Origin of the sequence: Bradyrhizobium cajani (genome assembly GCF_009759665.1) — a bacterium.
Taxonomy (GTDB): domain Bacteria; phylum Pseudomonadota; class Alphaproteobacteria; order Rhizobiales; family Xanthobacteraceae; genus Bradyrhizobium; species Bradyrhizobium cajani.
Map to the genome: position 1 here is coordinate 13884 of NZ_WQNE01000015.1, position 25761 is coordinate 39644.

The 25761-nt window shown below is 64.0% G+C and carries 23 protein-coding genes; 14 read left to right on the plus strand and 9 right to left on the minus strand.

Annotated elements, in window-relative coordinates; genetic code table 11:
- Nucleotides 1–51: 51 nt before the first annotated feature.
- Nucleotides 52–1302 (minus strand): ABC transporter substrate-binding protein, encoded by a 1251-nt coding sequence (locus tag GPL20_RS18905; RefSeq protein WP_157331014.1) that lies wholly within the window; start codon nt 1300–1302, stop codon nt 52–54.
- 389 nt (nt 1303–1691) lie between these two features.
- Here GPL20_RS18905 and GPL20_RS18910 point away from each other — a divergent pair, with 389 nt between their 5' ends.
- The gene (locus tag GPL20_RS18910) at nt 1692–3668 is read left to right on the plus strand and encodes a methyl-accepting chemotaxis protein (protein WP_157331015.1); all 1977 of its coding nucleotides are present in this window, start codon (nt 1692–1694) and stop codon (nt 3666–3668) included.
- A 47-nt stretch (nt 3669–3715) separates the two neighbouring features.
- On the opposite strand, the gene GPL20_RS18915 is transcribed toward GPL20_RS18910, so the two are convergent.
- Both GPL20_RS18915 and GPL20_RS18920 read right to left on the minus strand, forming a co-directional pair.
- A complete protein-coding gene (locus tag GPL20_RS18915; RefSeq protein ID WP_157331016.1) occupies nt 3716–4450 on the minus strand; it encodes an SDR family NAD(P)-dependent oxidoreductase in 735 nt (244 codons plus the stop codon).
- A gap of 15 nt (nt 4451–4465) precedes the next feature.
- Nucleotides 4466–5500, minus strand: coding sequence for a LacI family DNA-binding transcriptional regulator (locus tag GPL20_RS18920; RefSeq protein WP_157331017.1), 1035 nt, complete (start codon nt 5498–5500; stop codon nt 4466–4468).
- Nucleotides 5501–5688: 188 nt separating this feature from the next.
- Here GPL20_RS18920 and GPL20_RS18925 point away from each other — a divergent pair, with 188 nt between their 5' ends.
- The 8 genes from GPL20_RS18925 to GPL20_RS18960 are packed head-to-tail and all read left to right on the plus strand — an operon-like array spanning nt 5689 to nt 14029.
- On the plus strand, nt 5689–6990 hold the full coding sequence (locus GPL20_RS18925) for an ABC transporter substrate-binding protein (protein ID WP_157331018.1): 1302 nt from the start codon (nt 5689–5691) through the stop codon (nt 6988–6990).
- A gap of 60 nt (nt 6991–7050) precedes the next feature.
- Nucleotides 7051–7938: a carbohydrate ABC transporter permease gene (locus GPL20_RS18930; protein WP_157331019.1), complete on the plus strand. Its 888-nt coding sequence runs from the start codon at nt 7051–7053 to the stop codon at nt 7936–7938.
- An 8-nt stretch (nt 7939–7946) separates the two neighbouring features.
- Nucleotides 7947–8774: a carbohydrate ABC transporter permease gene (locus tag GPL20_RS18935; RefSeq protein WP_157331020.1), complete on the plus strand. Its 828-nt coding sequence runs from the start codon at nt 7947–7949 to the stop codon at nt 8772–8774.
- A 7-nt stretch (nt 8775–8781) separates the two neighbouring features.
- On the plus strand, nt 8782–9786 hold the full coding sequence (locus tag GPL20_RS18940) for a zinc-dependent alcohol dehydrogenase family protein (RefSeq protein WP_157331021.1): 1005 nt from the start codon (nt 8782–8784) through the stop codon (nt 9784–9786).
- Between the two features lie 6 nt (nt 9787–9792).
- Nucleotides 9793–10866 carry an ABC transporter ATP-binding protein gene (locus GPL20_RS18945; RefSeq protein ID WP_157331022.1) on the plus strand — a complete coding sequence of 358 codons (1074 nt, stop codon included), beginning with the start codon at nt 9793–9795 and terminating at the stop codon, nt 10864–10866.
- Nucleotides 10863–11822 carry a sugar kinase gene (locus GPL20_RS18950; protein ID WP_254125317.1) on the plus strand — a complete coding sequence of 320 codons (960 nt, stop codon included), beginning with the start codon at nt 10863–10865 and terminating at the stop codon, nt 11820–11822. The genes GPL20_RS18945 and GPL20_RS18950 overlap by 4 nt, the downstream gene beginning before the upstream one ends.
- Nucleotides 11819–12856 (plus strand): tagatose 1,6-diphosphate aldolase, encoded by a 1038-nt coding sequence (locus GPL20_RS18955; RefSeq protein ID WP_157331023.1) that lies wholly within the window; start codon nt 11819–11821, stop codon nt 12854–12856. The genes GPL20_RS18950 and GPL20_RS18955 overlap by 4 nt, the downstream gene beginning before the upstream one ends.
- A 48-nt stretch (nt 12857–12904) precedes the next feature.
- Nucleotides 12905–14029, plus strand: a complete 1125-nt coding sequence (locus GPL20_RS18960; protein ID WP_157331024.1) for a mandelate racemase/muconate lactonizing enzyme family protein — start codon at nt 12905–12907, stop codon at nt 14027–14029.
- 84 nt (nt 14030–14113) lie between these two features.
- Here GPL20_RS18960 and GPL20_RS18965 read toward each other — a convergent pair whose 3' ends face one another.
- From GPL20_RS18965 to GPL20_RS18975, 3 genes are all read right to left on the minus strand, one after another.
- Nucleotides 14114–16165, minus strand: a complete 2052-nt coding sequence (locus GPL20_RS18965) for a LuxR C-terminal-related transcriptional regulator (RefSeq protein WP_157331025.1) — start codon at nt 16163–16165, stop codon at nt 14114–14116.
- 121 nt (nt 16166–16286) lie between these two features.
- Nucleotides 16287–16439: a hypothetical protein gene (locus GPL20_RS18970; RefSeq protein WP_157331026.1), complete on the minus strand. Its 153-nt coding sequence runs from the start codon at nt 16437–16439 to the stop codon at nt 16287–16289.
- A gap of 305 nt (nt 16440–16744) precedes the next feature.
- Nucleotides 16745–17266, minus strand: a complete 522-nt coding sequence (locus GPL20_RS18975) for a GNAT family N-acetyltransferase (protein ID WP_157331027.1) — start codon at nt 17264–17266, stop codon at nt 16745–16747.
- A 159-nt stretch (nt 17267–17425) separates the two neighbouring features.
- Between GPL20_RS18975 and GPL20_RS18980 the strand changes: the two genes are divergently transcribed.
- The 5 genes from GPL20_RS18980 to fabI all read left to right on the plus strand — a co-directional run bounded on the left by GPL20_RS18980 (nt 17426) and on the right by fabI (nt 23797).
- Entirely contained in the window at nt 17426–18517 is a 1092-nt protein-coding gene (locus GPL20_RS18980; protein WP_157331028.1) for an AI-2E family transporter, read from the plus strand.
- Nucleotides 18518–18580: 63 nt separating this feature from the next.
- The gene (locus GPL20_RS18985; RefSeq protein ID WP_157331029.1) at nt 18581–20800 is read left to right on the plus strand and encodes a DUF3141 domain-containing protein; all 2220 of its coding nucleotides are present in this window, start codon (nt 18581–18583) and stop codon (nt 20798–20800) included.
- 29 nt (nt 20801–20829) lie between these two features.
- Nucleotides 20830–21792 (plus strand): phosphate acetyltransferase, encoded by a 963-nt coding sequence (locus GPL20_RS18990; protein ID WP_157331030.1) that lies wholly within the window; start codon nt 20830–20832, stop codon nt 21790–21792.
- 5 nt (nt 21793–21797) lie between these two features.
- On the plus strand, nt 21798–23012 hold the full coding sequence (locus tag GPL20_RS18995) for an acetate/propionate family kinase (RefSeq protein WP_157331031.1): 1215 nt from the start codon (nt 21798–21800) through the stop codon (nt 23010–23012).
- On the plus strand, nt 23009–23797 hold the full coding sequence (gene fabI / locus GPL20_RS19000) for an enoyl-ACP reductase FabI (protein ID WP_157331032.1): 789 nt from the start codon (nt 23009–23011) through the stop codon (nt 23795–23797). The genes GPL20_RS18995 and fabI overlap by 4 nt, the downstream gene beginning before the upstream one ends.
- A gap of 181 nt (nt 23798–23978) precedes the next feature.
- On the opposite strand, the gene GPL20_RS19005 is transcribed toward fabI, so the two are convergent.
- The 3 genes from GPL20_RS19005 to GPL20_RS19015 are packed head-to-tail and all read right to left on the minus strand — an operon-like array spanning nt 23979 to nt 25750.
- Nucleotides 23979–24437 carry a MaoC family dehydratase gene (locus tag GPL20_RS19005; protein ID WP_157331033.1) on the minus strand — a complete coding sequence of 153 codons (459 nt, stop codon included), beginning with the start codon at nt 24435–24437 and terminating at the stop codon, nt 23979–23981.
- Between the two features lie 11 nt (nt 24438–24448).
- Entirely contained in the window at nt 24449–25099 is a 651-nt protein-coding gene (locus GPL20_RS19010; RefSeq protein WP_157331034.1) for a 3-oxoacid CoA-transferase subunit B, read from the minus strand.
- A 3-nt stretch (nt 25100–25102) separates the two neighbouring features.
- Nucleotides 25103–25750 carry a CoA transferase subunit A gene (locus tag GPL20_RS19015; protein ID WP_157331035.1) on the minus strand — a complete coding sequence of 216 codons (648 nt, stop codon included), beginning with the start codon at nt 25748–25750 and terminating at the stop codon, nt 25103–25105.
- Nucleotides 25751–25761: the final 11 nt, after the last annotated feature.

Consider the following 25761-nt stretch of genomic DNA (forward strand, 5'->3'; position numbering starts at 1 on the left):
GCGTCCGCGTCAGCAAGTCGCTCCCCGGTCCTGCGTTGCTCGTATGATGCGTCAGTATTTCTTACATTCCGGCACGGTGCGGCTCGGCAGCCCGATCTTCGAGAACACAGCCGGATCGTAGCCTAGCGTCTGGTTCACGTTCGGGATCACCTTCACTACCTTGCTGAACAGTGCTCCCTTGCCGTCATCGACGACTTCGGTGACGAAGTTCGTGCCGATCGCCTGGCGATTGGAGTCGAGCTTGATCTTGCCGTTCGGCGCATCGAGCTCGATCTTCGCCAGTGCTTCCCTGAACTTCGCCTGATTGTTCGAGAGGTCGCCATTGACCTGACGCAGTGCGAGGATCAGCGCCATGGTTGAATCATAGTAGTTGGTGGCGAGCAGTGACGGGCTCGGAAAGCGCTTGTTGGGCGGGAAGGCGTCCTGATAGGCCTTCACGAACTTCTGCCAGCCCGGATCCTCCCAGGTGTCTGCCTGGCCGCTCGCCGCGATGGTGCCAATCAGGGCGTTCTTGGCGTTGCCCTTTGACGACAGGATGGTCTGGTCGATCATGATGGAACCGCCCATCAGATGCGCCTTGCCGCCGGCCTGCTGGTACTGGTTGAGGAAGTTGACGGCATCCGCACCGCCAAGCCCGAGATAGATGGCGTCGACATCGTCGGGCAGGGCGGCGATGACGGAGGCGAAATCCTTGGTGCCGAGCGGCACCCATTGCCGGTTGGTGACCTGTCCGCCGGCGCCGCAGAATTCGAGCACGAGCCCGAACACCTGGGTGTAGATGAAGGAATAGTCCTCGCCGACCGTCGCGATCTTGCGATACTTCTTCTCGTCATAGGCGTATTTGCCGAGGCCCACCTGCCACTGCGCGCCGTCCATGTTGTAGCGGAAGAAGTTCGGGGCAGGATCGACATAGGTGGTTTCCTGCGCGCCGGAGGCCGCATTGATGAAGGTCAGCTCGGGATGGGTCTTGGCGAAGTTCTTCACCGCGATGCCTTCGTCGCCGGAGAGCGGCGAGAGCAGGATCTGCACCTTGTCCTGCTCGATCAGCTTGCGCACGGCGCGCACGGCCGAATCCGGCGTGGCGTCGGTGGACGCGACGATGAATTCGAGTTCCTTGTCGCCGACCTTCTTGCCCAGCACGTTGAGCGCCGTCTGATGGCCGCGCATGCCGTCCTCGCCGAGCACCGTATAGGTGCCTTCGAGGGTTGCGGTCACGCCGACCTTGATCTTTTCCTGGGCGAATGCGGCGCTTGAAAGAAGCAGGCCGCTCAGCGCGATCAGTCCCACACTGCACTTCGACATTGGACTCCTCCCTGTTCATTGCTTTGTCGCCGCGCTGAGCCAGCGCGACGCCCGTGGCTCTCGTTAAGGCTCGCGGTTTTGGAGGGAGGCTAACCGAAGTCGGATGCGGTGCACGCGTCGGCACCTCGTTCGGCTTGACCGGCAGTCTCATTTTTGAATATTGCGCCGCAAATATCTTCGCGGTGCAGCAGGCGGCGGCCGGCCTTCGGAAGCCTCCGCCCGGTGCCACCAAGAATCTCACATTCTGCCGGCCCTCGGCCGAAACGGCCTGTCGCAGCCCCGGTTCGGCTTCGATCCCGGGTGTCCCCAAAAGGTAACCTTTACGCCGGTTTAAGCAGTTTTCCGTAGTGGTATGGGGCTGCCGGGCAGGCGCTGGGGGAATTTTTTCGATGTGGGGAGCTCTGGGCAATTTCCGCCTGCGAACGCGGGTGACCGCGGCGCTGGCGCTTTCGGCCACGGGCACCGCGTTGTTTGTGCTGATCGGCGTGCTCTGGGTCATCCACGACATCGTCGACCAGGCGGACGAGCGCGAGCTGCGCTCGCACTATTCAGCCCTGCAGTCGCAGCTGCTCCAGGAGTCCCATCGCGCCGCCGCGATGAGCGCGGTCGTGGCCGGAATTCCGCAAGTGACCGACGCCCTGGCGCGCGGCGATCGCGAAGCGCTCAAGAGCCTGTTCGTGCCGGGATTTGCCGGGCTGAAGGGCAGCTACAACGTCGAGCAGTTCCAGTTTCATACGCCGCCGGCGACGTCGTTCCTCCGGGTGCATCAGCCCGAGAAGTTCGGTGACGATCTGTCGTCCTTCCGCAAGACGGTCGTGGAGTCCAACAACGGCAAGACGACGATCGTGGGCCTCGAAGGCGGCGTAGCAGGATTGGGCATTCGCGGCGTGGTGCCCCTGAGTTCGGGTGGCCGTCATCTCGGATCGGTCGAGTTCGGCCTTTCCTTCGGGCAGCAGTTCTTCGAGCAGTTCAAGAAGACGCGCGGCATCGACATCGCTTTCCACCTCGCCGGCAAGGACGGCTTCAAGACCTTTGGCAGCACGCTGGGCGGCAAGACGTTCTTCGACGGTGCCGACTATCGCTCCGCCACGGGCGGCAAGTATGTGATCCAGAAGGGCGATATGGCGGGTGTGCCGGTGGCGGCGCTGCTCGGCCCGATCATCGACTTCTCCGGCCAGTCGATCGGCGCGGTCGAGATCGTGATGGACAACAGCGGTTACGCTGCGCTGATCAGGCGCGCGCAGACGCTGGCGATCGGAACGGCCGTCGGTGCGACCCTGATCGCATGCATCGTCGGCCTGCTTCTGGCGCGAGGCATTTCCCGTCCCATCCAGACCATCACCGATGCGATGAGGCAGCTTGCCGAAGGACGTCACGACGTCGACATTCCCAATCGCGACCGCCGCGACGAGGTCGGCGACATGGCGCATGCGGTCGAAGTGTTCAAGAGCAACGCCATTCGCGTTGCCGGCCTACAGGCCGAGCAGGAGCAGAACAAGCAGCAGGCCGAGCTGGAGAAGAAGCGCGCGATGGCGGAGATTGCCGATCGCTTCGAGGCGAGCGTCCAGCGCGTCGCCGCCGCGGTGTCATCATCCGCGACCGAGATGAAGTCGACCGCGCAGTCGATGTCGGAAACCACCGACCGGGCGCGGCACCAATCCGGCGCCGTCGCGACGGCATCGGAAGAGACGTCGGCGAGCGTCCAGACTGTTGCGGCGGCGGCAGAGGAGCTTTCCTCCTCGATTGCCGAGATCACGCGCCAGGTCAATCATTCCTCAGCGATCATTGCCCGCGCCGCCGAGGAGCGCGAGCGCACCCGGAGCACGGTCGAAGGTCTTGCCGTGGCCGCGCAGAGGATCGGAGAAGTCATCGAGCTGATCAACGGCATCGCCAGCCAGACCAACCTGCTGGCCCTGAACGCAACGATCGAGGCGGCACGCGCCGGCGAGGCGGGCAGAGGATTTGCGGTCGTCGCGAGTGAAGTGAAGGCGCTCGCAACCCAGACCGCCAAGGCGACTGACGAGATCGGTAGTCAGATAGCGGTCATCCAGAAGGAGACGGCGCTTGCCGTCGACGCCATCCAGTCGATTTCGCAGACCATCAGCGAGGTCAGCGGCATCTCGGCTTCGATCGGCCAGGCGGTGATGGAGCAGGGGACCGCAACGAAGGAAATCGCACACAGCGTTCAGGTCGCCGCCTCCGGGACCGACCAGGTGACCCGCGACATCGCTGGCGTCAGCCTGGCCGTTGCCGACGCCGGCGCGTCAGCCGATCACGTGCTGAAATCGGCGGATCAGGTGACGCAGCAGTCGAGCATCTTGCGCGAAGAGGTCCATCAGTTCCTGGTCTCGATTCGAGCCGCCTGACGTCTCCCTGATTGCAGCCTTGGCGGAGTGCGCGTCTGCCAACGGCGCTATCCCGCGAGAAATCCGCCATCGACCGCGACCACCGTTCCGGTCGCGTATTGCGAAGCCGGCATGCAGAGGAAGGCGACCGCACCGGCGATGTCTTCCGGCTGCCCCCATCGCTTGAACGCGGTACGGTCGGCAATGCGCTGATAATGCGCGCGATCGGTGCGGCCCGCGGCATTGATCGCCGTCTCGATGTAGCCGGGCGCAACCGCATTGACGCGGATGCCGTCCTCGGCCCAGGCTAGTGCAAGCGCCTTGGTCAGCATCACGACGCCGCCTTTGCTGGCGCAATAGGCGGGAATGCGTGGCAAGGCCAGCGTGGCGTTCATCGAGGCGATGTTGACGACCGATCCCTTGCTATCAGCCAGGAGCGGGCGAAACGCCATGCAGGTCCGGAAGGTGCCGGTGAGATTGACATCGAGAACCTTCATGAAGGTCTCGATCTCGTATTCCTTGTCGCGCGCCAGGATGCCGGCGCAATTGACCAGTGCGTCGACGCGGTCGTGGCGCTCGGCGAATGACGTGACCTCGGCGTCATTGGTGACGTCGAGCGTCGCGAGCGTGAGGCCGGCGCGCGGTGCGAGCAGGGATCGTGCAAGATCGGCGTCATCGAGGCCCGTTGCAGTCACCGTCGCACCGAGATCGCAGAACTGATTGCTGATGGCAGCGCCGATATCGCCGGCGCCGCCAATCACGACGGCATGGAATCCGGAGGCCAGAGAAAAATTGGACTTCATCGGGATCCTTTTCCTTCAAGTGCCTGAAGGCGGCGCCGTCGACTCACGAACGACCAGCGAGTAGTCGACCTCGTGATGCATGATGGTCTGTTCGCCCGCGAGGCTTCGGACCAGATATTCGCCGGCGCGCTGCCAGGTTTCGCCGGTGGGAACGTGAATGGTGGTCAGGCTCGGCCGCAGATGGCGACTCCAGTCGAGATCGTCGAAACCAACGACCGACAGGTCACGCGGCACCGAAAAGCCGCTGCGCTCCGCCTCGAGCAGCACGCCATAGGCGATGACGTCGTTGCCGCAGACCACCGCCGTGGGCCGGTCTTCCAGGCTGAGGAGATAGCGCGCGGCTTCCCTCGCATCGTCGAGCGTGTAGGGCACTTCGACATGCCATTGCGAGGGAAGTGTCAGCCCGGTCTCGGTCAACGCCCGGCGGAACCCGGCGACTCGCGCGCTTGCGCGGTCGTTGTTGCGCTGGAGAGCGGACACGATCCCGATCCGGCGATGGCCGAGCTCGATGACGTGCATCGCGGCACGATGCGCCGCGGCCTCGTTGTTGGTGCCGACGCAAGGGTAGGGCCGATCCGGCTGATAGATGCCGACGTTGATGAAGGGCACCGCATTGTCCGCGAGCAGCTTGCGCAGTCCGTCGTGATGGCAATCGCCACGAAGCACCAGGCCGTCGACGCCGCGCCCGATCAGATTGCGCGCCTGCTGCAGCTCGACGTCGAGATCGTAGCCGCTCGTGGTGAGGAACAGCATGTACCCCACCGACGAGAGATATTTTTGCAGCGAAGCGATGCCGCGCGCGAACATGGTGTTGTCGATCGTCGGTACGATCGCGCCGAGCGTACGTGACCGTCGCGACGACAGGATGCGGGCCGGCGCATGCGGGATGTAACCGACGGCCTCGATCGCCTGCGCGATGCGCGCGCGCAGCGACGGGCTCACCGCGTCGGGGTTATTGAGCGCACGTGAGACCGAAGCCGTCGACACGCCGGCCCGGGCCGCGACGGCGCGGATGCCTTGCTTTGCTGATCTGGCAGCCGGCAGATCCATGGATGTAACGTTACAGTCGCGGTTCGAGGTTCGCAGAAGCAAAATTTCTACGATGATGCCGCAGTCTGGACAGATTGTCCATCGCTTGACAGAGGTGAGATGAAGTTTAGGATGTAACCGTTTTCAGAAGGGTGCTGTCAGAACGGCGCTGCCGGGTAGGCGGACAAGCCGGGTCAGGGAGGAGTTCAATGAACGCCAGGATGTTTGCGGCGCGCGTCGCGTTGCCGGCCCTTGCGGTCTTCGCAGTCTGCAGCGATGGGCGCGCGGCGGATTTCGACTGGAAGAAATTCCAGGGCAAGACCGTCACGTTTCTCGCCAACAACAATCCGGTCGCGCAGGCGCTGCTCGCCTACAAGGACGATTTCGAGAAGCAGACCGGCATGACCTTGAAGGTCGACGGCTACCAGGAGCAGCAGATGCGCCAGCGCCTGGTCACCGTGATGAACGCGCATAGCGACGAGGTCGACGTGTTCATGACGCTGCCCTCGCGCGAGGGCGAGCAGTTCGCCGCGGCCGGCTGGTATGCCGATCTCTCGGCCATGGCGAAGAACGACGTGGCGAAGGAGTACGATCCGGCCGGACTGAGCCAGGCCCTGCTCAAGGCGGCGACCTTCGGCGGCAAGCTGACCAGCATGCCGATGAACATCGAGGGGCCGATCTTCTATTACCGCACCGACATCTTCAAGAAGTGCGGAATCGAGCAGCCGAAGACGATCAAGGATGTTCAGGCGGCAGCCGAGAAGATCAAGGCGTGCGACAGCTCGGTCACGCCATTCGTCTCGCGTGGCCTGAAGCCGGCGATCGCCTACACCTTCAGCAACATGCTGCACAATATCGGCGGCAGCTATGTCGCCGGCGGCAAGTCGAACCTCTGCTCGGCCAAGGGCAAGGAGGCGCTCGACACCTATAGCCGGCTGTTGCGCGACTTCGGCCCGCCCGGTGTCGTCAACTACAGCTTCCAGCAGATCTCGGCGCTCTATCGCAGCGGCCGGGCGGCGATGTCGTTCGAATCCTCCAACGAGCTGCGCACCGTGATGGACGGCGGCGCCCGCCTCAAGGATACCGCCCTGATCCCATTCCCGGCCGGCGAGGCCGGGCAGGTGCCGACCGTGATCGGGTGGGGCATGGCCGTTTCCTCGCACAGCAAGCAGCCGGATGCGGCCTGGTACTTCGTGCAATGGGCGACAAGCCCGGCCGTCCAGAAGAAGATGGCGCTCCAGGGCATTGCGCCGCCGCGGCCCTCGGTCGCGAGCGATCCCGAATACCGCAAGTGGATCGACGAGGAGCCGGTGCGCAAGGAGTGGCAGGCGGCGCTCGACGTGCTCGCAACGAAGGGCTCCTCCGAGGTCGGCTATCCCATCGTCGCCAATCCCGAGTCGCGCGAATTCATCGGCCAGGCCGTGCAGGACCTGATCCTGAAGCAGAAGACCGTCGATCAGGCCTGCGCGGACGCCGACAAGGCGCTCGATGCACTGATTGCGCAGAAGTAACGGCAGCGAACGCCGGCCGCCTTCACGCGGCCGGCGCCGATTGAATCGAGGAATGCAGGTATGTCGGACGCGGCTGCGACATTGACGCACGACCGGCAAAGGCTGGAACTGTCGGCGCTCTCGGCGCCGGCGGTGGTCTTCACTGTCGCGATGATCGCGTTTCCGGTGATCTATACCGTCTGGCTCGGCTTCCAGAGCTTTTCGTCGACCGGCAAGCAATCCTATGTCGGCCTGGCGAACTACGCCAGGCTCGTATCCGACCATGAGTTCTGGCACGGCCTCTGGGTGACCATTGCTCTCTATGTGCTCTCGCTGGCGCTGCAACTCGTGCTCGGCGTCTGGCTCGCCCTGGTCCTGTTCCACGCCAAGCGCCTGCCGGGCATCGTGCGCTCGCTGTTCATCTCGCCCTTCATGATGCCGCCGGTGGTCGCGGGCATGATGTGGCTTGTCATCCTCGATCCGTCGCTCGGCGCGGCCAACTACATCCTGCAATCGCTCGGCCTGCCGCCGTCCGAATGGCTGGCGTCGCCGACCTGGGTCATTCCGACGGTCGCGCTGATCGATACCTGGCAGTGGACGCCCTACGTCGCGCTGATCGTGCTCGGCGGCCTCCAGTCGCTGCCGCCCAGCGTCTACGAGGCGGCGCAGATCGACGGCGCGTCCCCGTTCAAGACCTTCCAGCGGATCACGCTGCCGCTGCTGCTGCCGACCATCGTCACCGCGGCGATCCTGCGCAGCGTCGACTTGCTGCGCTTCTTCGACATCATCTACATCACGACCCAGGGTGGCCCCGGCAACGCGTCGAATACGCTCAACATCTACGGCTTCCGGGTCGGATTCGAATTCTTCAACATCGGCTATGCCAGCGCCTTGATGCTGACCCTGACCGCGATCGTGTTCGGCGCGGTGCTCGCCTGCAACCGCCTGCGCGGCGCGGTCGCCTGGTAGGTGGAACGATGATGGATGCGCCCACCACCGACCGCTGGATCCGCCGTCTCAACCTGCTGCAGCTGGTGCTGGCGGGGATCATCATCATGACGCCGACGGTCTGGATGGTCCTGTCGTCGCTCAAACCCTCCTTCGAGGTCACGGCCTATCCGCCGACGCTGGTGTTCACGCCGACACTGGACAACTATGTCGAGCTGACGAAGACCACGCCGTTCCTGAGCTACGCCCTCAACAGCCTCATTGTCACCATCGGCTCGACGGCGCTCGGGTTGCTGTTCGGTATCCCGGCAGCCTTCACGGTCTCCTGGACGCGGATCTCCTGGCCGGCGATCCTGACGCTGGCGGCACGAATGGCGCCGGGCACGCTGTTCCTGCTGCCGTGGTACGTGATGTTCCGGCAGATCGGCATGATCGGCTCGTACACCGCGTTGATCCTCAGCCACGCGGTGATCACGTTGCCGATCGTGATCTGGGTGCTGCTGCCGTCGTTCGACGGCATCCCGCGCAGCGTCTTCGAGGCGGCGCAGGTCGACGGATGCAGCGTCACGCGCATCCTCTGGCGGATCGCGCTGCCGCTGGTCGCCTCCGGCATCGCGGTCTCGGCAATCCTCGCCTTCGTGTTTTCCTGGAACTACTTCCTGTTTGCGCTGGTGCTGTCGAATGGCGACAGCAAGACGCTGATCGCGGCGGCCTTCAACTTCATCGGCGAAGGTTCGACGCAATGGGGTGCGCTGATGGCGGCTGCGACGCTGATCGCGTTGCCGCCGCTGGTGCTGGCGGCTCTCGTGCAGCGCTGGCTGGTGTCCGGGCTGACGCTCGGTGCGGTGAAAGGCTAGTTATCTGATGAATGTATCACCCCGTCCGAATGCGATCATGGAGGCCGCGGTCTTCCACGGCAACGACCGCATCACCATCGAGCGTGTGGCGATGCCGGACGTCGGCACCGGCGAGGTGCTGGTGCGGGTCTCGCGCACCGCGCTGTGCGGTTCGGACTTCAAGCTCTGGCACAAGGGCGCCGAATTCACTGCCGGCCACGAGATCTTCGGCGTGGTCGAGCAGCCCGGCCACCGACTGCATGGCCGCCGCTGCGCGGTCTATATTCCACTGCACTGCGACCACTGCGCCGCCTGCAAGCGCGGCGATACCCAGATGTGCCTGGAGGTCTCCAGCCTGATCGGCTGGAACAGGCCCGGCGGTTATGCCGAATACGTGCCGGTGCCGGAAAACTGTCTGCTGCCGGTGCCCGACGACATCGAGGACAGCCTTGCACCGCTGCTGCTCGACACCATCGGCACGTCCGGCCACGCCGTGCGCTTCGTCAACCGCGTGGTGCCGCCGGGCGAGGCAGGGCCGGTGCTGGTGATGGGTGCGGGGCCTGTCGGCCTCGGCGTCGTGCTGGCGCTTCGCGCGCTCGGCTACGATGACATCTACGCCGTCGATCCGAACGCATCGCGCCTGAAGATCGCCCAGTCCTTCGGCGCGAAGGCGCATCCGGTGGGCGATACCTCGAAGCGCTTCGCGCTCATCATGGAATGCTCCGGCGCCCATGCCGCGCGCAATCTCGGCATCGAGCTCGTCCTGCCGCGCGGCGCGCTGGTGCTGGTCGGCGAGAACGCCGCGCCCTGGACCATCGAGGAAGGCAAGGTGTTCCGCCGCAAGGACTTCTACATGATCCGCACCTTCTACTTCCCGGTCTCGGATTTCGAGCCGAATGTCGAGCTGCTGCGCAAGTACAGGGACCAATACCGCGTCCTCGTCGACGGCGAGTTCGGCCTGTCGGCTCTGCCGGAGAATTTCGCGCGCTTCGCCAGGGGCGAGCTCATCAAGCCCGTTCTGGCACTGGACTGAGCGATCATGGCCTCGATCTCGATCCGCAACCTCGTCAAGCGCTACGGCAATTTCACCGTGATCCCCGATCTCAACCTGGAGATCGCGGACCATGAATTCGTCGTCTTCGTCGGCCCGTCCGGCTGCGGCAAGTCGACCCTGCTGCGGATCATTGCGGGCCTCGAGCCGATCTCGTCCGGCGACCTCTATATCGGCGACAAGCGCGTCAACGGCGTTCAGGCCGCACAGCGCGACATCGCGATGGTGTTCCAGGATTATGCGCTCTATCCGCACATGCGCGTCTACGACAACATGTCCTTTGCGCTGGAGCTGCGGGGCACGCCGAAAGCGGAGATCGACGCGCGGGTGAAGCGCGCGGCGGCGCTGCTGCACATCGAGCCGTATCTCGACCGCAAGCCGAAGGAATTGTCCGGCGGTCAGCGCCAGCGCGTCGCGATGGGGCGCGCGATCGTCCGCAATCCGAAGGCGTTTCTGTTCGACGAGCCGCTGTCCAACCTCGACGCGAAGCTGCGCGGGCAGGTGCGCGCCGAGATCAAGGCGCTGTCGCAGGAGCTCAAGACCACCATGGTCTTCGTCACCCACGACCAGATCGAGGCCATGACCATGGCCGACCGGATCGTGGTGCTCCAGAGCGGCACGATCCAGCAATACGACACGCCGGAGACGGTCTACGAGCGGCCCGCCAACCAGTTCGTCGCCGGCTTCATCGGCTCACCGGCGATGAACTTCTTCCCGGTCGAGTGGCGGCAGGAGCGCGCGATCCTTTCACAGGGCGGAACGGTACTGCCGCTCAATGGCGAGGCCGCAGCGCTGCTGCGGCAGGCGGGTAGCGCCGTGCTCGGAATTCGTCCTGAACATTTTGCGGTGGCCCCTGACGCGACCGACGGCATAGCCATCAACGTCAAGCTGGTCGAACCGCTCGGCTCGGATACGCTGATCCACTTCGATCTCGCCGGCGCCTCCGCCATCGCACGGGTCGATCCGGCGCTGCGGCCGAAAGTCGGCGATCGGCTCAGCCTGCGCCCGCAACCGGGCAAGACGCATTTGTTCGACGCTGCCAATGGACAGGTTCTGCGGTGAGCCCGGCATCGAGCATCGGCGATCTGTCGGCGTTGGCGGATGTGGCGTCCGGGACGAAGCCCGTGCACGTGATCTGCCTCGGGCTGTCCGCGCTCGACCAGGTCTGGCGCGTCGATCGTCTGTTCGCGGGGCAAAGCGAGAAGATCAAGGCCACCGGATACGGCACGCTCGGCGGCGGAATGGCCGCCAATGCCGCGGTCGCGGTGGCGCGGCTCGGCGCCTCCGTCGCGTTCTGGGGGCGGGCAGGAAACGATGCCGCTGGCCATGAGATGAATTCGGCCTTCGTCTCCGAAGGCGTCGATGTCGAGAATTTCCGGCTGTTTGCCGATGGCCGTTCGTCGGTCTCCGGGATCATCGTCGACAGCTCAGGTGAGCGCCAGATCGTCAACTTCCGCGGCCTTTACCCGGAAGCCGCGGACTGGCTTCCGCTCGAAGCCGTCGCGCGCGCATCTGCCGTGCTGGCCGATCCGCGCTGGGTCGAAGGTGCCGCGACCTTGTTCCGCGAGGCGCGGGCGCGCGGCATTCCGACGGTGCTCGACGGTGACGTGGCCGACGCGGAGGTGTTCGAGCGGTTGCTGCCCTTGACCGACCACGCGATCTTCTCCGAGCCGGCACTCACATCTTTCGCCGGATCGGCTCAGGACGAATCTCTCTCAGCCCTCGCGCGCTTCGGCTGCCGCGTCATCGCCGTCACCCGCGGCGAGGGAGGCGTGAGCTGGTACGGGAACGGCCAGCTGCATCGGCAGGCCGCTTATACCGTCGACGTCGTCGACACCACGGGTGCCGGCGACGTCTTCCACGGTGCCTATGCGCTCGCGATCGGGGCCGGCCTCGATGTGCGTGAAGCCATGGCGTTTTCGGCGGCGACGGCCGCGATGAAATGCCGCCATGCCGGCGGACGCAACGGAATCCCCACCATCAACGAGTGTCTTGCATTCATGAGGACGAAGCCATGAGAACGATTGGAAAGAACCGCGGCCTGGCGCGTCTGGCTGATGCGGATGGTCACTTCCGCATGGTCGCGCTGGATCAGCGGCCACCGCTGTTCGATGCCATCGCGAAAGCAAAGGGCATCACGCGGGATCAGGTCGAATATTCCGACGTCACGGCGGCCAAGCGCCTCCTCGTCGAGAACCTCGCCCCGCATTGCAGCTCGATGCTGTTCGACCCGAACTTTGCGGTGCCGGCGGCGATCGATCTGTTGCCGCCGCGCTGCGGTCTCATAATGACGCTCGAGGAGCACCGCGTCGAGGAGACGCCGGGCGGCCGCAAGTCGCGCGCGATCACCAATTGGAGCGTGGAGAAGATCCGCGCCATGGGCGGCGACGCCGTCAAGGTGCTGGCGTGGTATCGGCCGGATGCCGATCCCGCCGTGAACGAGCATCAGAAGCGCTTTGTCCAGGAGATCGGGCAGGATTGCGCCCGCCACGACATTCCCTATGTCCTGGAACTGCTGGTCTATCCGTTCCTCGGCAGTGCCAATCACACCGCCGATTATGTGGAATCGCCGGGCAAGCTTCCGGGTCTGGTGATCGAGAGCGTGCGCGAATTTGCCAAGCCGGAATATGGCGTTGATCTCCTCAAGCTGGAGAGCCCGCTTGCGGCCAACAGTCTGCCCGCCCGTGACGGCAGCGAGGCAGCCAAAGCCGCACAGAAGGAGTTCGACGCGATCGGCGACATCTGCCGCGAACGCAGCATCCCCTGGGTGTTGCTGTCGGGCGGCGCCGCGCCGGAGAAATTCGAGCGCGTGCTCGAGTACTCCTATGCCGCAGGCGCCAGCGGCTTCCTCGCCGGCCGCACCATCTGGCTCGACGCCGTCCTGAAGAATTTCCCGGATCGCGCGGCGGTCTCGGCAAGCCTGCGCAAGGATGGCCTCGGCGTGCTGGAGCGCCTCAACAAATTGACGACGGCCAAGGGCACGCCATGGAAGGCGCGCTTTCCGGGGTTTGCTGATATCAAGCAGGAAGGTGACTTCGCGCGCGCCTACTGAGATGGTGGCGGCTTCGCATGGTCTCATCCCGGTCGCAGGATCCGCAACATGACTGACAGCTTCACGATCCGTTCGGTCGAGGCGTTCTGTTATCGCTATCCCCTGGCGACGCCGGTGGTGACGTCGTTCGGCAAGATGCTCAATCGTCCCGCCGTCTTCGTTCGCGTCATCGACGAAGACGGCGTCGAGGGATGGGGTGAAGCCTGGTCCAACTTCCCAGCGCCGGGCGCGGAGCATCGCTCGCGCCTGATCAACGAGGTGCTGGCGCCGGGCCTCGTCGGACGCAAATTCGACGGCCCCGCCGAGGCCTTCGAGGCTCTGACCGAGGGCACCGAGGTGCTCGCGCTTCAATGCGGCGAGCCGGGTCCGTTCGCGCAGGCGATTGCGGGGATCGATCTCGCGCTATGGGATATCGCGGCGCGCCGCCAGCGCTTGCCATTGTGGCGGCTCCTCGGCGGCCGGTCGAGCAAGATCAAGGTCTATGCCAGCGGCATCAATCCCGGCGGCGCCGCGCGAACGGCCGAAGCCGCGCTCGCGCGTGGCCACCGGGCATTGAAGCTGAAGGTCGGGTTCGGCGCCGAGACCGACCTTGCTAATCTCACCGCACTGCGCGCGATCGCCGGCGCCGGCATGCTTGCCGCCGACGCCAATCAGGGCTGGTCGGTCGTGCAGGCGCTCGAGATGCTGCCGCGGCTGGCCGACTTCGATCTGCGCTGGCTGGAGGAGCCCATCCGGGCCGATCGGCCGCGCGAGGAGTGGCGCAAGCTGCGCGCCGGCGCGACAATGCCGATCGCCGCCGGCGAAAACATCTCGAGCGCCGAAGGCTTCAGGCAGGTTCTGGCCGAAGATGTGCTCGGCGTGGTTCAGCCCGATATCGCGAAATGGGGCGGCCTCAGTGTCTGCGCTCCACTGGCGCGCGACATTCTGAAGGCGGGCAAGACGTTCTGTCCGCACTATCTCGGCGGAGGCCTTGGCCTGCTTGCGTCCGCGCATCTTCTCGCCGGTGCTGGTGGTGACGGCTGGCTGGAGGTCGATGCCAACGACAACCCGTTGCGTGATCTGCTTTGTGGCCCGGTCCTCAATGTGAGGGAAGGCACGGTCGAATTGGACCAGGCACCGGGCCTCGGAATAGTGCCTGATCTTTCGTCGATCGAGCGCTATCGCAGCATCTAGGGCGTGTTACTCATAAACCCGCGCCGGTCGGAAAAACGCTCGAACCCGAGTACCGATGCTGGTGTGCCGGGGGAGTCCAGCCGGCTAGACCAAATAATCATGCATCGGATGGTGCTCAGCACCTCTTGCGTGATCAACGGCGCTTTGCTCGGCGTGTGAGGGGGCAATCAGGTCTGCATCCTGGATCAGCGCCAGTCCAGTATGTCCGGCATTGTGCAGCCCATTTTCATCGGTATGCGGCCCGTGGTTATCCTCAAGATGATCCGAATGCTTGGTCTCTGCCATGTCATTCTTGAAATGAAAGGAATCTCCGAGCTCGGGCGCAGCCGCCGTTTGTGTCGGACCGGAGTCATCGGTAGCTTGGCTATTGCCACCGGCATTCTCGCTCGCGTGCAGATTTTCAGAAGCGTTTGAATGCGCCTTGTGCAAGTCGGGTTGCGACTTGTGGGAATTGCTATGGCTACCCAGTGCATCATCCTTGACATGCTTCTTGCCGGCTTCGGAGGCGTCCTTTGAAGCGTCTACATCGCCATGCAATTGTCCACGATTGGATTCGCGCTCCGGTGGCCCGTGCTCGGCATGCGGCTTGCCTTTTGCGGCTCCTTCCTCCGAAACATGCAAGTCACGCTGCGATTGCCTTTGAGTGGGATCCTGTCCCGGCGGCTCGTGCTGAGCATGCGGCTTGCCCTTTGCTGCGCCTTCTTCCGAAGCATGCAAATCACGCTGCGATTGCCCGTGATTGAATCCTTCTACTTCGGTCGCCTGTGTGGTGCCGCATTCAGCGCTCCTCGACGGGTCCGTTCCGCCCGCCTGTTCCAAGCCGCCGTGATCAACCAGAGCGTCGAGCGCACCGGCTCCAACGTGAGGGGTGCCGCTGCCCTTACTGTCCTCGTTCACGGCTGCATCAATGATCTGAAAGTCGTCGCCGCTTCCGACGGCATCGCCTCGGGCACCCTCGAAGACGAATGATTCACCGTGTATTTCGGAATTGAGCCAGGCCGGGTTGTCGAAGCCATTGAGGCTTGCATCGACGCCGCCAGCGATATTGAGAGCTGCAAATTCGCTGGTAGCATTTGCGGCATCCGATGCTAAGAAATCGCTCGGGCTATCGGAAAAGGTGAACGCCTGCGCGGGGCTGGCAAGGAGTTCGTAAATCGAGACTCCGATCGCCATCAATACCAACGTACCAAAACTGCTTATGCCCAGCCTTGGAGTGGTGGTCGTCGGCAACGTGATCGTGCTGGGGGCAATGTCGGTACGGGATTCGATGAGCTTGCTGGCCCGCGTCGGACTGTCAGCTACAGAATTCTCAACGCGGCCGGTTTTGCCCCCGGCTCTGGCCGTTTTGTCTGGAGCAGTGGTCGTCTTCTGGGGGAGGATTTTGATGGTCACGACCGCGCCGGTACCGTCTGTGGTCGTCACCGTGACAGTATCGGTATATGCGTGATCAACTGCGCCCGCGCTTGCGGGTTGAGCGTCATCTAGCACTGCCCAAATCAGGGCTGCAAGCGCGCCGACCCCGCCGTACAGGCGCGACAGGGCGAACGTCGCGAGCTCTCTGCGGTTTTTGATCTCAAGCTGTGCAGATAGGTGATCGACTCGCGCGTTGATGGTGCCTGTGGCGACCTTGAGGTGGCGTGCAATCTCCTTGTTCGACATACCGCAGGCGACCAGACGCATGATCTGGCGCTCCAGATCCGTCAGCGCTGTCAGCCCATTGTCGCCAAACGTGCCATGGCGTGCCTTGCGGGCAGCCACCCGGTCCGCGGCCGGTGCCACCAGCCTCAGGGCCTGCATCAAGGCTTCGGGCTCCTCGCGCATCGGAATCCCAGCGCAGGCACCCGCTGCGATGGCGGCAGCGAGATCGCCCCGCGCAATGGATGCGGTGTAGAAGACCAGTCGTGTGGGAAGGTTTTCGGTATTGACGGCGGCGAGCATCTCAGACGCCGTCACGTCAGAAAATCCGTCCTCTACAAGCGCGACATCTGGCGTCAATCTCCGAACTGCATCGAGGCAGTCGGCTCCGTTATTGCAAGACGCAACGACCTCGAAGTCACCCTCCGCCGCAAATAGCGGCGCAAAACCCTGCAGCACGATCGGACGGCGATCTGCTATCACGAGTCGGATACGAAGCATCTGCTTCACCTACCCCCGCGTTCCGTCGCCTGGTAAGGGCGACCTAGATTCACAGGTCACTTTCAAGAGCAGCGCAGCAACGCACAGTACCAACCCTTGGTTCCGGTAGAAAGGGAGGGGCTTAGTGCTGTTCAAGGGCTCTGAGGTCGTCGACGATGGCGGCTTCAATCTGGCGCAGGTGCTCTGCGGTCAGGCCGTTCGGAAAGTCCTTGGAGAGCTGCCGGCAGCGCTCCAGGCGCTCTTCCAATATTCGCTTTTCCCGGTCCTTGTTCATGGACGAGAATAATCCAATCGCGTGAAGTCAGCGTCCTTCGTGTCGACTAACGAAGGATCGATCTATGCGTTCCAAGCGCACGTTAAGATAGTGCTGGGCAGATTGAGCAGTCGAAGTCTAAGCCTGATGTTAGGGGCACGTCCATCCGCTGGATGCTGAACCTGCGATCGTCCGCTTCGGGTCCGCCGATCACGCTCAAGGTGGGAGACTTCCGCTTTGTGTAGGTAAGCTGACGTTTATGAGTACACGTCCCAGGCTTGCGGGAGGCCCATTGGCCTCCGACATCTTCAGAAGGACGATCCCGATCAGGACAGCACCAACCTCAAATGAACCGTCTCCGGGTCATGCCTTGCCGCGGGCTTGAAGCCGAGCTTGTCGAACACGCGGCGCATTGCGGTGTTCTCCGCCAGCACGTCGGCGATCAGTTCGTTCAAGCCGGCCTCCCGCGCGAGCGCGACGAGGTCATGTGCCAGCATCGCGCCGATCCCGCGGCCTTGCCAGGAATCGATCACGACGAAGGCAAGCTCGGCGCAGCCGGGCTCCGATACGATATAGCGGCCGCCACCGACGATGACGCTCCGGCCGGCATCTTCCACGCAAGCGACCAGCGCGACATGCGCCTTGAAATCGACCTCCATGAAGAAGGTGCGCTCTCGCTCGGAGAAGTGGCGTTTTGGCGTGAAGAAGCGGCGCTGGAGCGATCGCATGCTGGTTTGCTCGAGCGCAGCCAGCATCGCAGCCTCGTCCTCCGGGCGGAGCGCCCGGATCAGGACCGGCGTGCCATCACGCAGCCGGTCCCGGCGTGTGTAACTCGCTGTCGGGCACATGGGGCACAACTGCAATCGGCGGCGAAGCGACTGTTCGCGAGGCCTGGCCGATCAGGCCGTTTCGCGCGGCTTGCCGCTTGATCTGGATCAAGCTTTCCGCGCGAACAAGGCCGCTACTTTTTCCCGGCGAGACGTTCCACGGGACACGGACTTCACGGCTTGAAGAGGCTCCACCAGCTCCTGTCCACCGACGGCGTCATCCAGCTGGTGATCCGGCTCGGATTGCTGGCGCTGCTGATCCTCTGGACCTTCCTCATCATCAAGCCCTTCGTGGCGATCCTGACCTGGAGCGCCGTGCTTGCAGTGGCTTTCTATCCGGCGTTCGGCTGGCTCGCCAAACGTCTCGGCGGCCGGCCCCGGACCGCCGCGGCCATTCTCACCTTCGTCACCCTCGCAATGATCATCGGTCCGGCCGCGTGGCTCGGCCTCAGCGCTGTCGAAGGGATCAGGGACCTCGCGACCCAGATCGGCAGCGGCGATCTCGTGCTTCAGGCCGCCCCCGATCAGATCAAGGGCTGGCCGTTGATCGGCCCATGGCTCCACGATTTCTGGAACGAGGCTTACACCAATATCCGCGCCGCACTGCGCGAAGTGGCGCCGTATCTGAAGCCGCTTGCCGGGATGATGCTGTCCTTTGCCGGCGATGCCGGGATCGGGACGCTCCAGTTCCTGCTCTCGGTGTTCGTTGCCGGCTTCCTGTTCCCTCACGGCCCGCAGCTCGTCGGTGCGGTCCGCGGCCTCCTGTTTCGCATCGTGCCGGAGCAGGGCGAACATTTTCTGGAGCTTGCCGGCGCGACGATCCGCGCGGTCGCCCAGGGCGTGATCGGCGTTGCCGTCGTGCAAGCACTTCTGGCCGGTATCGGCTTCAAGTTCGCCGGTCTTCCGAGCGCCGGCCTCCTGGCGATCATCGTGCTGTTGCTGTCGATTGTGCAGATCGGCGCCGCGCTCGTGCTTGTTCCGGTGCTCGTCTGGATCTGGATGGACAAGGACGTCACCACCGCGTTGCTGCTCACAGTCTATCTCGTCGCCGTCGGTCTCCTCGATAACGTGCTGAAACCGCTGGTCATGGGCCGCGGCCTCACCACCCCGACACTGGTCATCCTGATCGGGGTCATCGGTGGAACCCTCGCGCACGGGATCATCGGCCTCTTCATCGGCCCGATCATCCTGTCGGTCGCGTGGGAGCTGGGGGCTGCCTGGATTCGGATCGATCGCACGGCGCCGATCGTGCACAACATTGCCGACCATTGACCTAAATCAACGTCGGCCGCGACCCGCCTCCTTGAATGACGACCTGTCACGGCGAGGTCGAACATGGCAATGGAAAACCTGAAACTGCCTGATGGCCCGCTGTCTGGCCTCGTTGCCTCCGCTGTCGAATACATGGTCGATGCGGGACAGCGCAGTGTGCTGTTTCTGGACATCATGCGCCGACGTGGCGATCAGTATCGCGAGCACGTCGCGCAGACCGCGCCGCATGTCCTGCAATATGCCGCCGAATTAATCACCGATGGCCGCACGCTGGACGAGCCGGTCAATTACGCGCTGGTGCGAATCGTTCCGCCCAAGGATGTCGAGATCGACATGAAGCGGCGGCCGTTCGTCGTGGTCGATCCGCGTGCCGGCCACGGCCCGGGCATTGGCGGCTTCAAGGCGGACAGCGAGATCGGCGTCGCGATGAATGCCGGACATCCCTGTTATTTCATCGGCTTCCTGCCCGAGCCTATGCCCGGCCAGACGATCGAGCGCATCGCGCGCGCGGAGGCGAAGTTCATCGAGACGGTCATCAGCCGCCATCCCGACGCCGACGGCAAGCCCTGCGTGATCGGCAATTGCCAGGCGGGCTGGGCCGTCATGATCCTGGCATCGCTGCGCCCCGAGCTGTTCGGACCCTTGATCATCGCCGGCGCGCCGCTGGCCTATTGGGCCGGCGTGCACGGCAAATATCCGATGCGTTACTCCGGCGGCCTGCTCGGCGGAAGCTGGCTCACGGCGCTTACGAGCGACCTCGGCGCCGGCAAGTTCGACGGCGCCTGGCTGGTTCAGAATTTCGAGAACCAGAACCCGTCGAACACGCTCTGGACCAAGCAATACAACGTCTATTCCAAGGTCGATACCGAGGCCGAGCGCTATCTGGATTTCGAACGCTGGTGGGGCGGGCACGTCAACCTCAATGCCGAGGAGATCCAGTTCATCGTCGACGAGCTGTTCATCGGCAACAATCTCGCCGCCGGCCGGATCGAGATGTCGGACGGCCAGAAGGTCGATCTGCGCAACATCCGCTCGCCGATCGTGGTGTTCTGCTCCAAGGGCGACAACGTCACCCCGCCGCAGCAGGCGCTGGACTGGATTCTGGATTGCTACGCCGATGTCAACGAGATCAGGGCCTATGGCCAGACCATCGTCTATACTGTTCACGAGAGCATCGGCCACCTCGGCATCTTCGTCTCCGGCGGCGTCGCGAAGAAGGAGCATGCGGAGTTCTCCAGCAATATCGATTTGATCGACGTGCTGCCGCCGGGCCTTTATGAAGCCACGTTCGAGGCCCGCGGCGACGAGACGATCAATGCCGATCTGGCGGCAGGCCAGTGGGTGATGCGCTGCGAAGCCCGTACCCTGGACGATATCCGCGCCATGGGCGGCAATTCGCCGGAGGATGAGCGGCGCTTTGCTGCGGCCAAGCGTATCTCGGAGCTCAATCTCGCGGCCTATCAGAAGTTCGTCCAGCCCTGGGTCAAGCGCATGGTGACGCCGCAAATGGCGGATCTGGCGCGCAACATGCATCCGTTACGGCTGCAATATGAAGCCTTCAGCAGCCAGAACCCCTGGATGTCCGGCATCAAGTCGGCCGCTGATCGTATCGAGGACAATCGCAGGCCGGCCTCGAAGGACAATCCGTTCCTGGCGTTCCAGGAGCAGATGTCGAAGCAGATCGTCCATGCCCTCGATAGCTGGCGCGACGCGCAGGAGGCGTTGAGCGAGACCATGTTCCTGAATGTCTATGGCTCGCCGGTGCTCCAGGCGGCCGTCGGCATCGATCCGAATTCCGTGCCCTCGCGTCTTCGCGAGATGTCGCCGGAGCATCGCGCGCTGCTCGAGGCGCGGATCGCCGAGTTGAAATCGCACATCGGCCAGGGCGGACTGCGCGAAGCGGCCCTCCGTGCGCTACTCTATGTCGGCTCCGCCCGCGGCATGGTGGACGAGCGCAGCATCGAGGCGTTGCGGCAGGTGCGGCGCGACCATGGCGTCCGCATGACGCTTTCGGAATTCAAGCTGCTGGTGCGCGAACAGTTCTTCATGCTGCTGCTGGACCGGGACGGCGCGCTGGCCGCCATCCCGAAACTATTGCCCGACGACATGAGCCAGCGCCGAGCCGCCTTCGCAGCGATGCGCGAGGTGCTGTCGGCGAGCGAGGACGTCACCGGAGAGCGCGCCAATCGTCTCGAGCGCGTCGCAGGGCTTTTTGGCCTGGACGGTGAGGGGGAATCGACGTCGAACGTCGCCCCTTTCGACTCCAAGGCACGAGCGTCGTAACGCGGATTGGCAGGATCGGGAGTGACATCATGTCGGCTGACACGACGCAAGGCCAGTCCGGCACCAAGTATGATCGGCTGATCGCGGCGGCGAAAGCCGTGCCGCCGACGCCAACCGTCGTGGTGCACCCCTGCGACGAGACGTCACTGCGCGGCGCCGTCGACAGCGCAAGCGCAGGGATCATCCGGCCAATACTGGTCGGCCCCGAGAGGAAGATCAGAGACACCGGCGCGAGGTTCGATCTCGACGTTTCCAAGTTCGAGATCGTCGATGCCGCGCATAGCGACGCCGCCGCGGCCAAGGGCGTCGAGCTCATTCATGCCGCCAAGGGCGAACTGCTGATGAAGGGCAGCCTGCATACCGATGAGCTGATGCGGGCCGTGACCGCCAAGGTCGGCGGCCTGCGTACCGACCGGCGCATCAGCCATGTCTTCATCATGGACGTACCGGCCTATGCCGAGACCATCTTCGTCACGGATGCCGCGATCAACATCTTCCCCGATCTGGACGCCAAGCGCGACATCATCCAGAACGCGATCGATCTCTACAACTTGACGGGTTTCGGCAAGGCGCCGCGGGTTGCGATCCTGTCGGCGGTGGAGACGGTGACTTCGAAAATCCCGTCCACGATCGAAGCCGCGGCTCTCTGCAAGATGGCCGATCGCGGGCAGATCACCGGCGGACTGCTCGATGGACCGCTGGCCTTCGACAACGCCATCGACCCGGAAGCGGCCCGGATCAAGGGGATCGTATCCGAGGTCGCCGGCCGCGCGCAGATCCTGGTCGTTCCGGACCTGGAGTCCGGCAACATGCTCGCGAAGAACCTCGCCTATTTCGCCAAGGCCGACGGTGCGGGCATCGTGCTCGGCGCTCGCGTTCCGGTCGTCCTGACGTCCCGCGCGGATTCGCCGCGCGCGCGAATGGCGTCCTGCGCGGTGGCAGCCCTCTACGCAAACGCGCGGCGCCAGAATGCACCGACAGTTGCCGCGTGATCGCCATGGATACGATCCTCGTCGTCAATGCCGGCTCCTCCAGCGTCAAGTTCCAGGTCTATTCGGTCGAAGGCGAGGGTACGCTTCGCCGGCAGATCAAGGGACAGATGGACGGCATCGGCAGCCGGCCGCGCCTGCGGGCAAGCGGGGCAAGCGGCGATCCATTGGCCGATCGCGCCTACCCCATCGAGGCCGTGTCTGACGTTCCGACGGCCATGGCCGTTGCCGGCGACTGGCTGCGGGACGAGCTGCGCGTCACGCCGATCGCGGTCGGTCATCGCGTCGTGCATGGTGGCCCGGACTATTCGAAGCCGGTGCTGATCGACCATGGTGTCGTGTGCCGGCTCGAACGTTTTGTATCCCTGGCGCCGCTGCATCAGCCCCACAATCTCGCGCCGATCCATTCGCTGCTGGAGAATTTTCCGAAGCTGCCGCAGGTTGCGTGCTTCGACACGGCCTTTCACCGCACCCATGACGCCGTCGCCGACCACTATGCCATCCCGCATCAGCTCCATGCCGAAGGGGTAAGACGCTACGGGTTTCACGGGCTGTCCTACGAGTACATCGCCCGAACCCTGCCTGGGGTCGCGTCCGGCATCGCGAAGGGACGGGTGATCGTTGCGCATCTCGGCAGCGGCGCCTCGATGTGCGCGCTCAAGGACGGACGCAGCGTCGAGAGCACGATGGGGTTCACGGCACTCGATGGCCTGCCGATGGGAACGCGTCCGGGACAGATCGATCCCGGCGTGGTGCTCTATCTGATGTCCGAGAAGGGCATGTCGGCCGCAAGGGTGCAGGACTTCTTCTACCGCGAATGCGGATTGAAGGGCCTCTCTGGCGTCAGCAACGACATGCGCGAACTCGAGGCAAGCGTGGACCCGTATGCAAGGCTTGCGATCGACCATTTCGTCTACCGGATCGGCCTCAATGCCGGCCTGCTCGCCGCCGCCTTGCAAGGCCTGGACGCTTTCGTGTTCACGGCCGGCATCGGCGAGAACTCCGCGTCGATCCGCGCGCGTATCGTTGCGCAGCTCGAATGGCTCGGTGCCGTGCTTGATCCCGACGAGAACGCCCGTCACGCGAGGCTGATCTCGCACGCCGGCAGCCGCGTCCCCGTCTATGTCATTCCGACCGACGAGGAGCTGATGATCGCGCGGCACACGCTGGCGCTATTGATGAACGGACAATCCCACAACACGCGATCAGAGAGGGTGTCATGATCCCCGTATTCCCGGACAGCAAGGTGGCCCTCAAGGGAAAGAAGGGCCTGATTGTCGGTATCGCCAACGACCAGTCCATCGCCTGGGGCTGCGCGCGGGCATTTCGCGCGCTCGGCGCCGATCTCGCGGTCACATATCTGAACGATCGGGCCAAAAAACATGTCGAGCCGCTCGCGCAGGCACTGGAGACGACGATCTTCATGCCGCTCGATGTCATGGTCGAGGGGCAGACCGAGGCGGTGTTCGAGCGCATCGCGAACGAATGGGGGCAGCTCGATTTCCTGCTGCATTCGATCGCCTTCTCGCCGAAGGACGCGCTCCACGGACGCGTGGTCGACGTCGGTCGCGACGGCTTTCTCAAGACCATGGATGTCTCCTGCTGGTCGTTCCTGCGCATGGCCCATCTGGCCGAGCCGCTGATGAAGAACGGTGGCACCCTGTTCACGATGACCTATTACGGCAGTCAAATGGTCGTGGAGAACTACAACATCATGGGCGTGGCGAAAGCAGCGCTCGAAGCGGCCGTTCGCTATGCCGCGGCCGAGCTCGGGCCGAAGGGAATCCGCGTGCACGCGATCTCTCCGGGCCCGCTGGCAACGCGTGCGGCCTCAGGTATTCCGGAGTTCGACGAGCTCATGGACAAGGCGCAATCCAAGGCACCGGCACGGAGCCTCGTCAGCATCGACGACGTCGGCAATGCCACCGCATTCCTGGCTCTCGATGGCGCAAAGCTGATGACCGGCGGCGTGCTTTACATCGACGGCGGCTACCACATCATCGATTGACGCGAGATCGACCGTAACCGGGAGGCGCCCCGTCGGCGCACGCAGCCTGGAACGGTTGCGGCTGATGATGGCAGTTTGCCAGTGTGTTGCCCGACGTGTCAAACGCGCTTGGCCGATTGAAAACCGTTGTGTCGCCAAGCCCTTGGCTACTGTGCATGGGGTTGTTTTTCGACTTTTTTGTTCAGCGGTAGTGCAGGGCGATCAGCTCGGCGACGCAGGCGGGCTTCTTGCCGCCTTCGATCTCGATCACGAGATGGTAGTTCACGCGCAGCCCGTCCGGCGGCACGTCCTCGGCTTCGGCGACCGTAACGCGGCCGCGCAGTTTCGAGCCCGCCGGCACCGGCGCCAGATATCTGATCCGGTCGGCGCCGTAGTTCAGCGTGTTGCGCAGACCCTTCAGGCCGATCACCGAGCGGATGAAGAGCGGGGCGAGCGCGAGCGACAGCAAGCCGTGGGCGATGGTCTTGCCGCCCGGCATCTCCTTGCTGGCGCGTTCCTGGTCGACATGGATCCACTGCTCGTCGCAGGTCGCTTCCGCGAACTGGTTGATGCGATCCTGCGACACCTCGACCCAGTCGCTGACGCCGATCTCGGTGCCAATGGCGGATTTGATCTCGTTGAAATCGCCGAATACCCGCATGGTCAGCCTCGTCAGAGTTTCATTTCCGGCACGCTGTCGGGAACGGCGAGCTCGGCCTCCGTCACCGCCAGCACCTCGCCGATGCTCGTGCCCGGTGCGGTTTCCAGGAGCGTTGCCTTGCCGTCGGGAAAGCCGATGACGGCCATGTCGGTGACGACGAGGTCCACCGGCCGCGACGACGTCAGCGGCAGCGTGCACTTGGCGACGATCTTCGACTTGCCCTTGGCCGCATGCTGCATGGCGACGATGACGCGCTTGGCGCCGCTGACGAGGTCCATCGCGCCGCCCATGCCCGGCACCATCTTACCCGGGATCATCCAGTTGGCGAGAAGACCGTGTGCATCGACCTGAAGCCCGCCGAGTACGGTGATATCGACATGGCCGCCACGGATCAGTCCGAACGACATCGCGCTATCGAAGGTGGCCGCTCCCGGCAATGCGCTGATCGGGCGGCCGCCGGCATCGGTGAGCAGGGGATGCGCCATTCCCTGTTCCGGAATGGGCCCGGTGCCGATCAGGCCATTCTCGGACTGAAAGAAGACCTTGAGATCGGACGGGACGTAGTTGGCCACCAGCGTTGGAATGCCGATGCCGAGATTGACGAGATTGCCGCTGCGCAGTTCCTTGGCGACGCGGCGTGCGATGATGATCTGCGGGTCCATGGGTCACCCGTTCGCAATGAGGTAATCGACCAGCGGCGCCGGCGTCACGACATGATCGGGCGCGATGACCCCGACCGGCACGATATGCTCTGCCGTCACGATCACCGTGTCGGCTGCCATCGCCATGATCGGATTGAAATTGCGCGCGGTCAGCGCATAGGAGAGGTTTCCGAGGTAATCTGCGAGAAAGGCGTGCACTAGGGCGAACTGGGCATGAATGGCGGTTTCCAGCAGGAACGCCTTGCCGTCGACTTCGATCTGACGTTTGCCTTCCGCGACCAGCGTGCCGACGCCGGTTGGTGTCAGCACACCGCCGAGGCCGCAGCCGCCCGCGCGGATACGTTCGACGAAAGTGCCCTGCGGGACCAGATCGACCTTGATCTGGCTCGCCAGCATCTGCTGCTGCGCCTTCGGGTTGAGCCCGATATGCGTCGCGGTCAGCTGCGACACCAGTGCCGCATCGAACAGCTTGCCGACGCCCTTGCCCGGTATCGCGGCATCGTTGCAGATCAGCGACAGGCCGGATTTCTGCTGCCGCACCATTTCGTCGAGCAGGCGCTCCGGTGTCCCGACACCCATGAAACCGCCGACCATGACGCTCGCGCCGGCCGGGATCATCGCAACGGCTTCTTCGACGGAAACGGCCTTCATGGTCGGGGGCT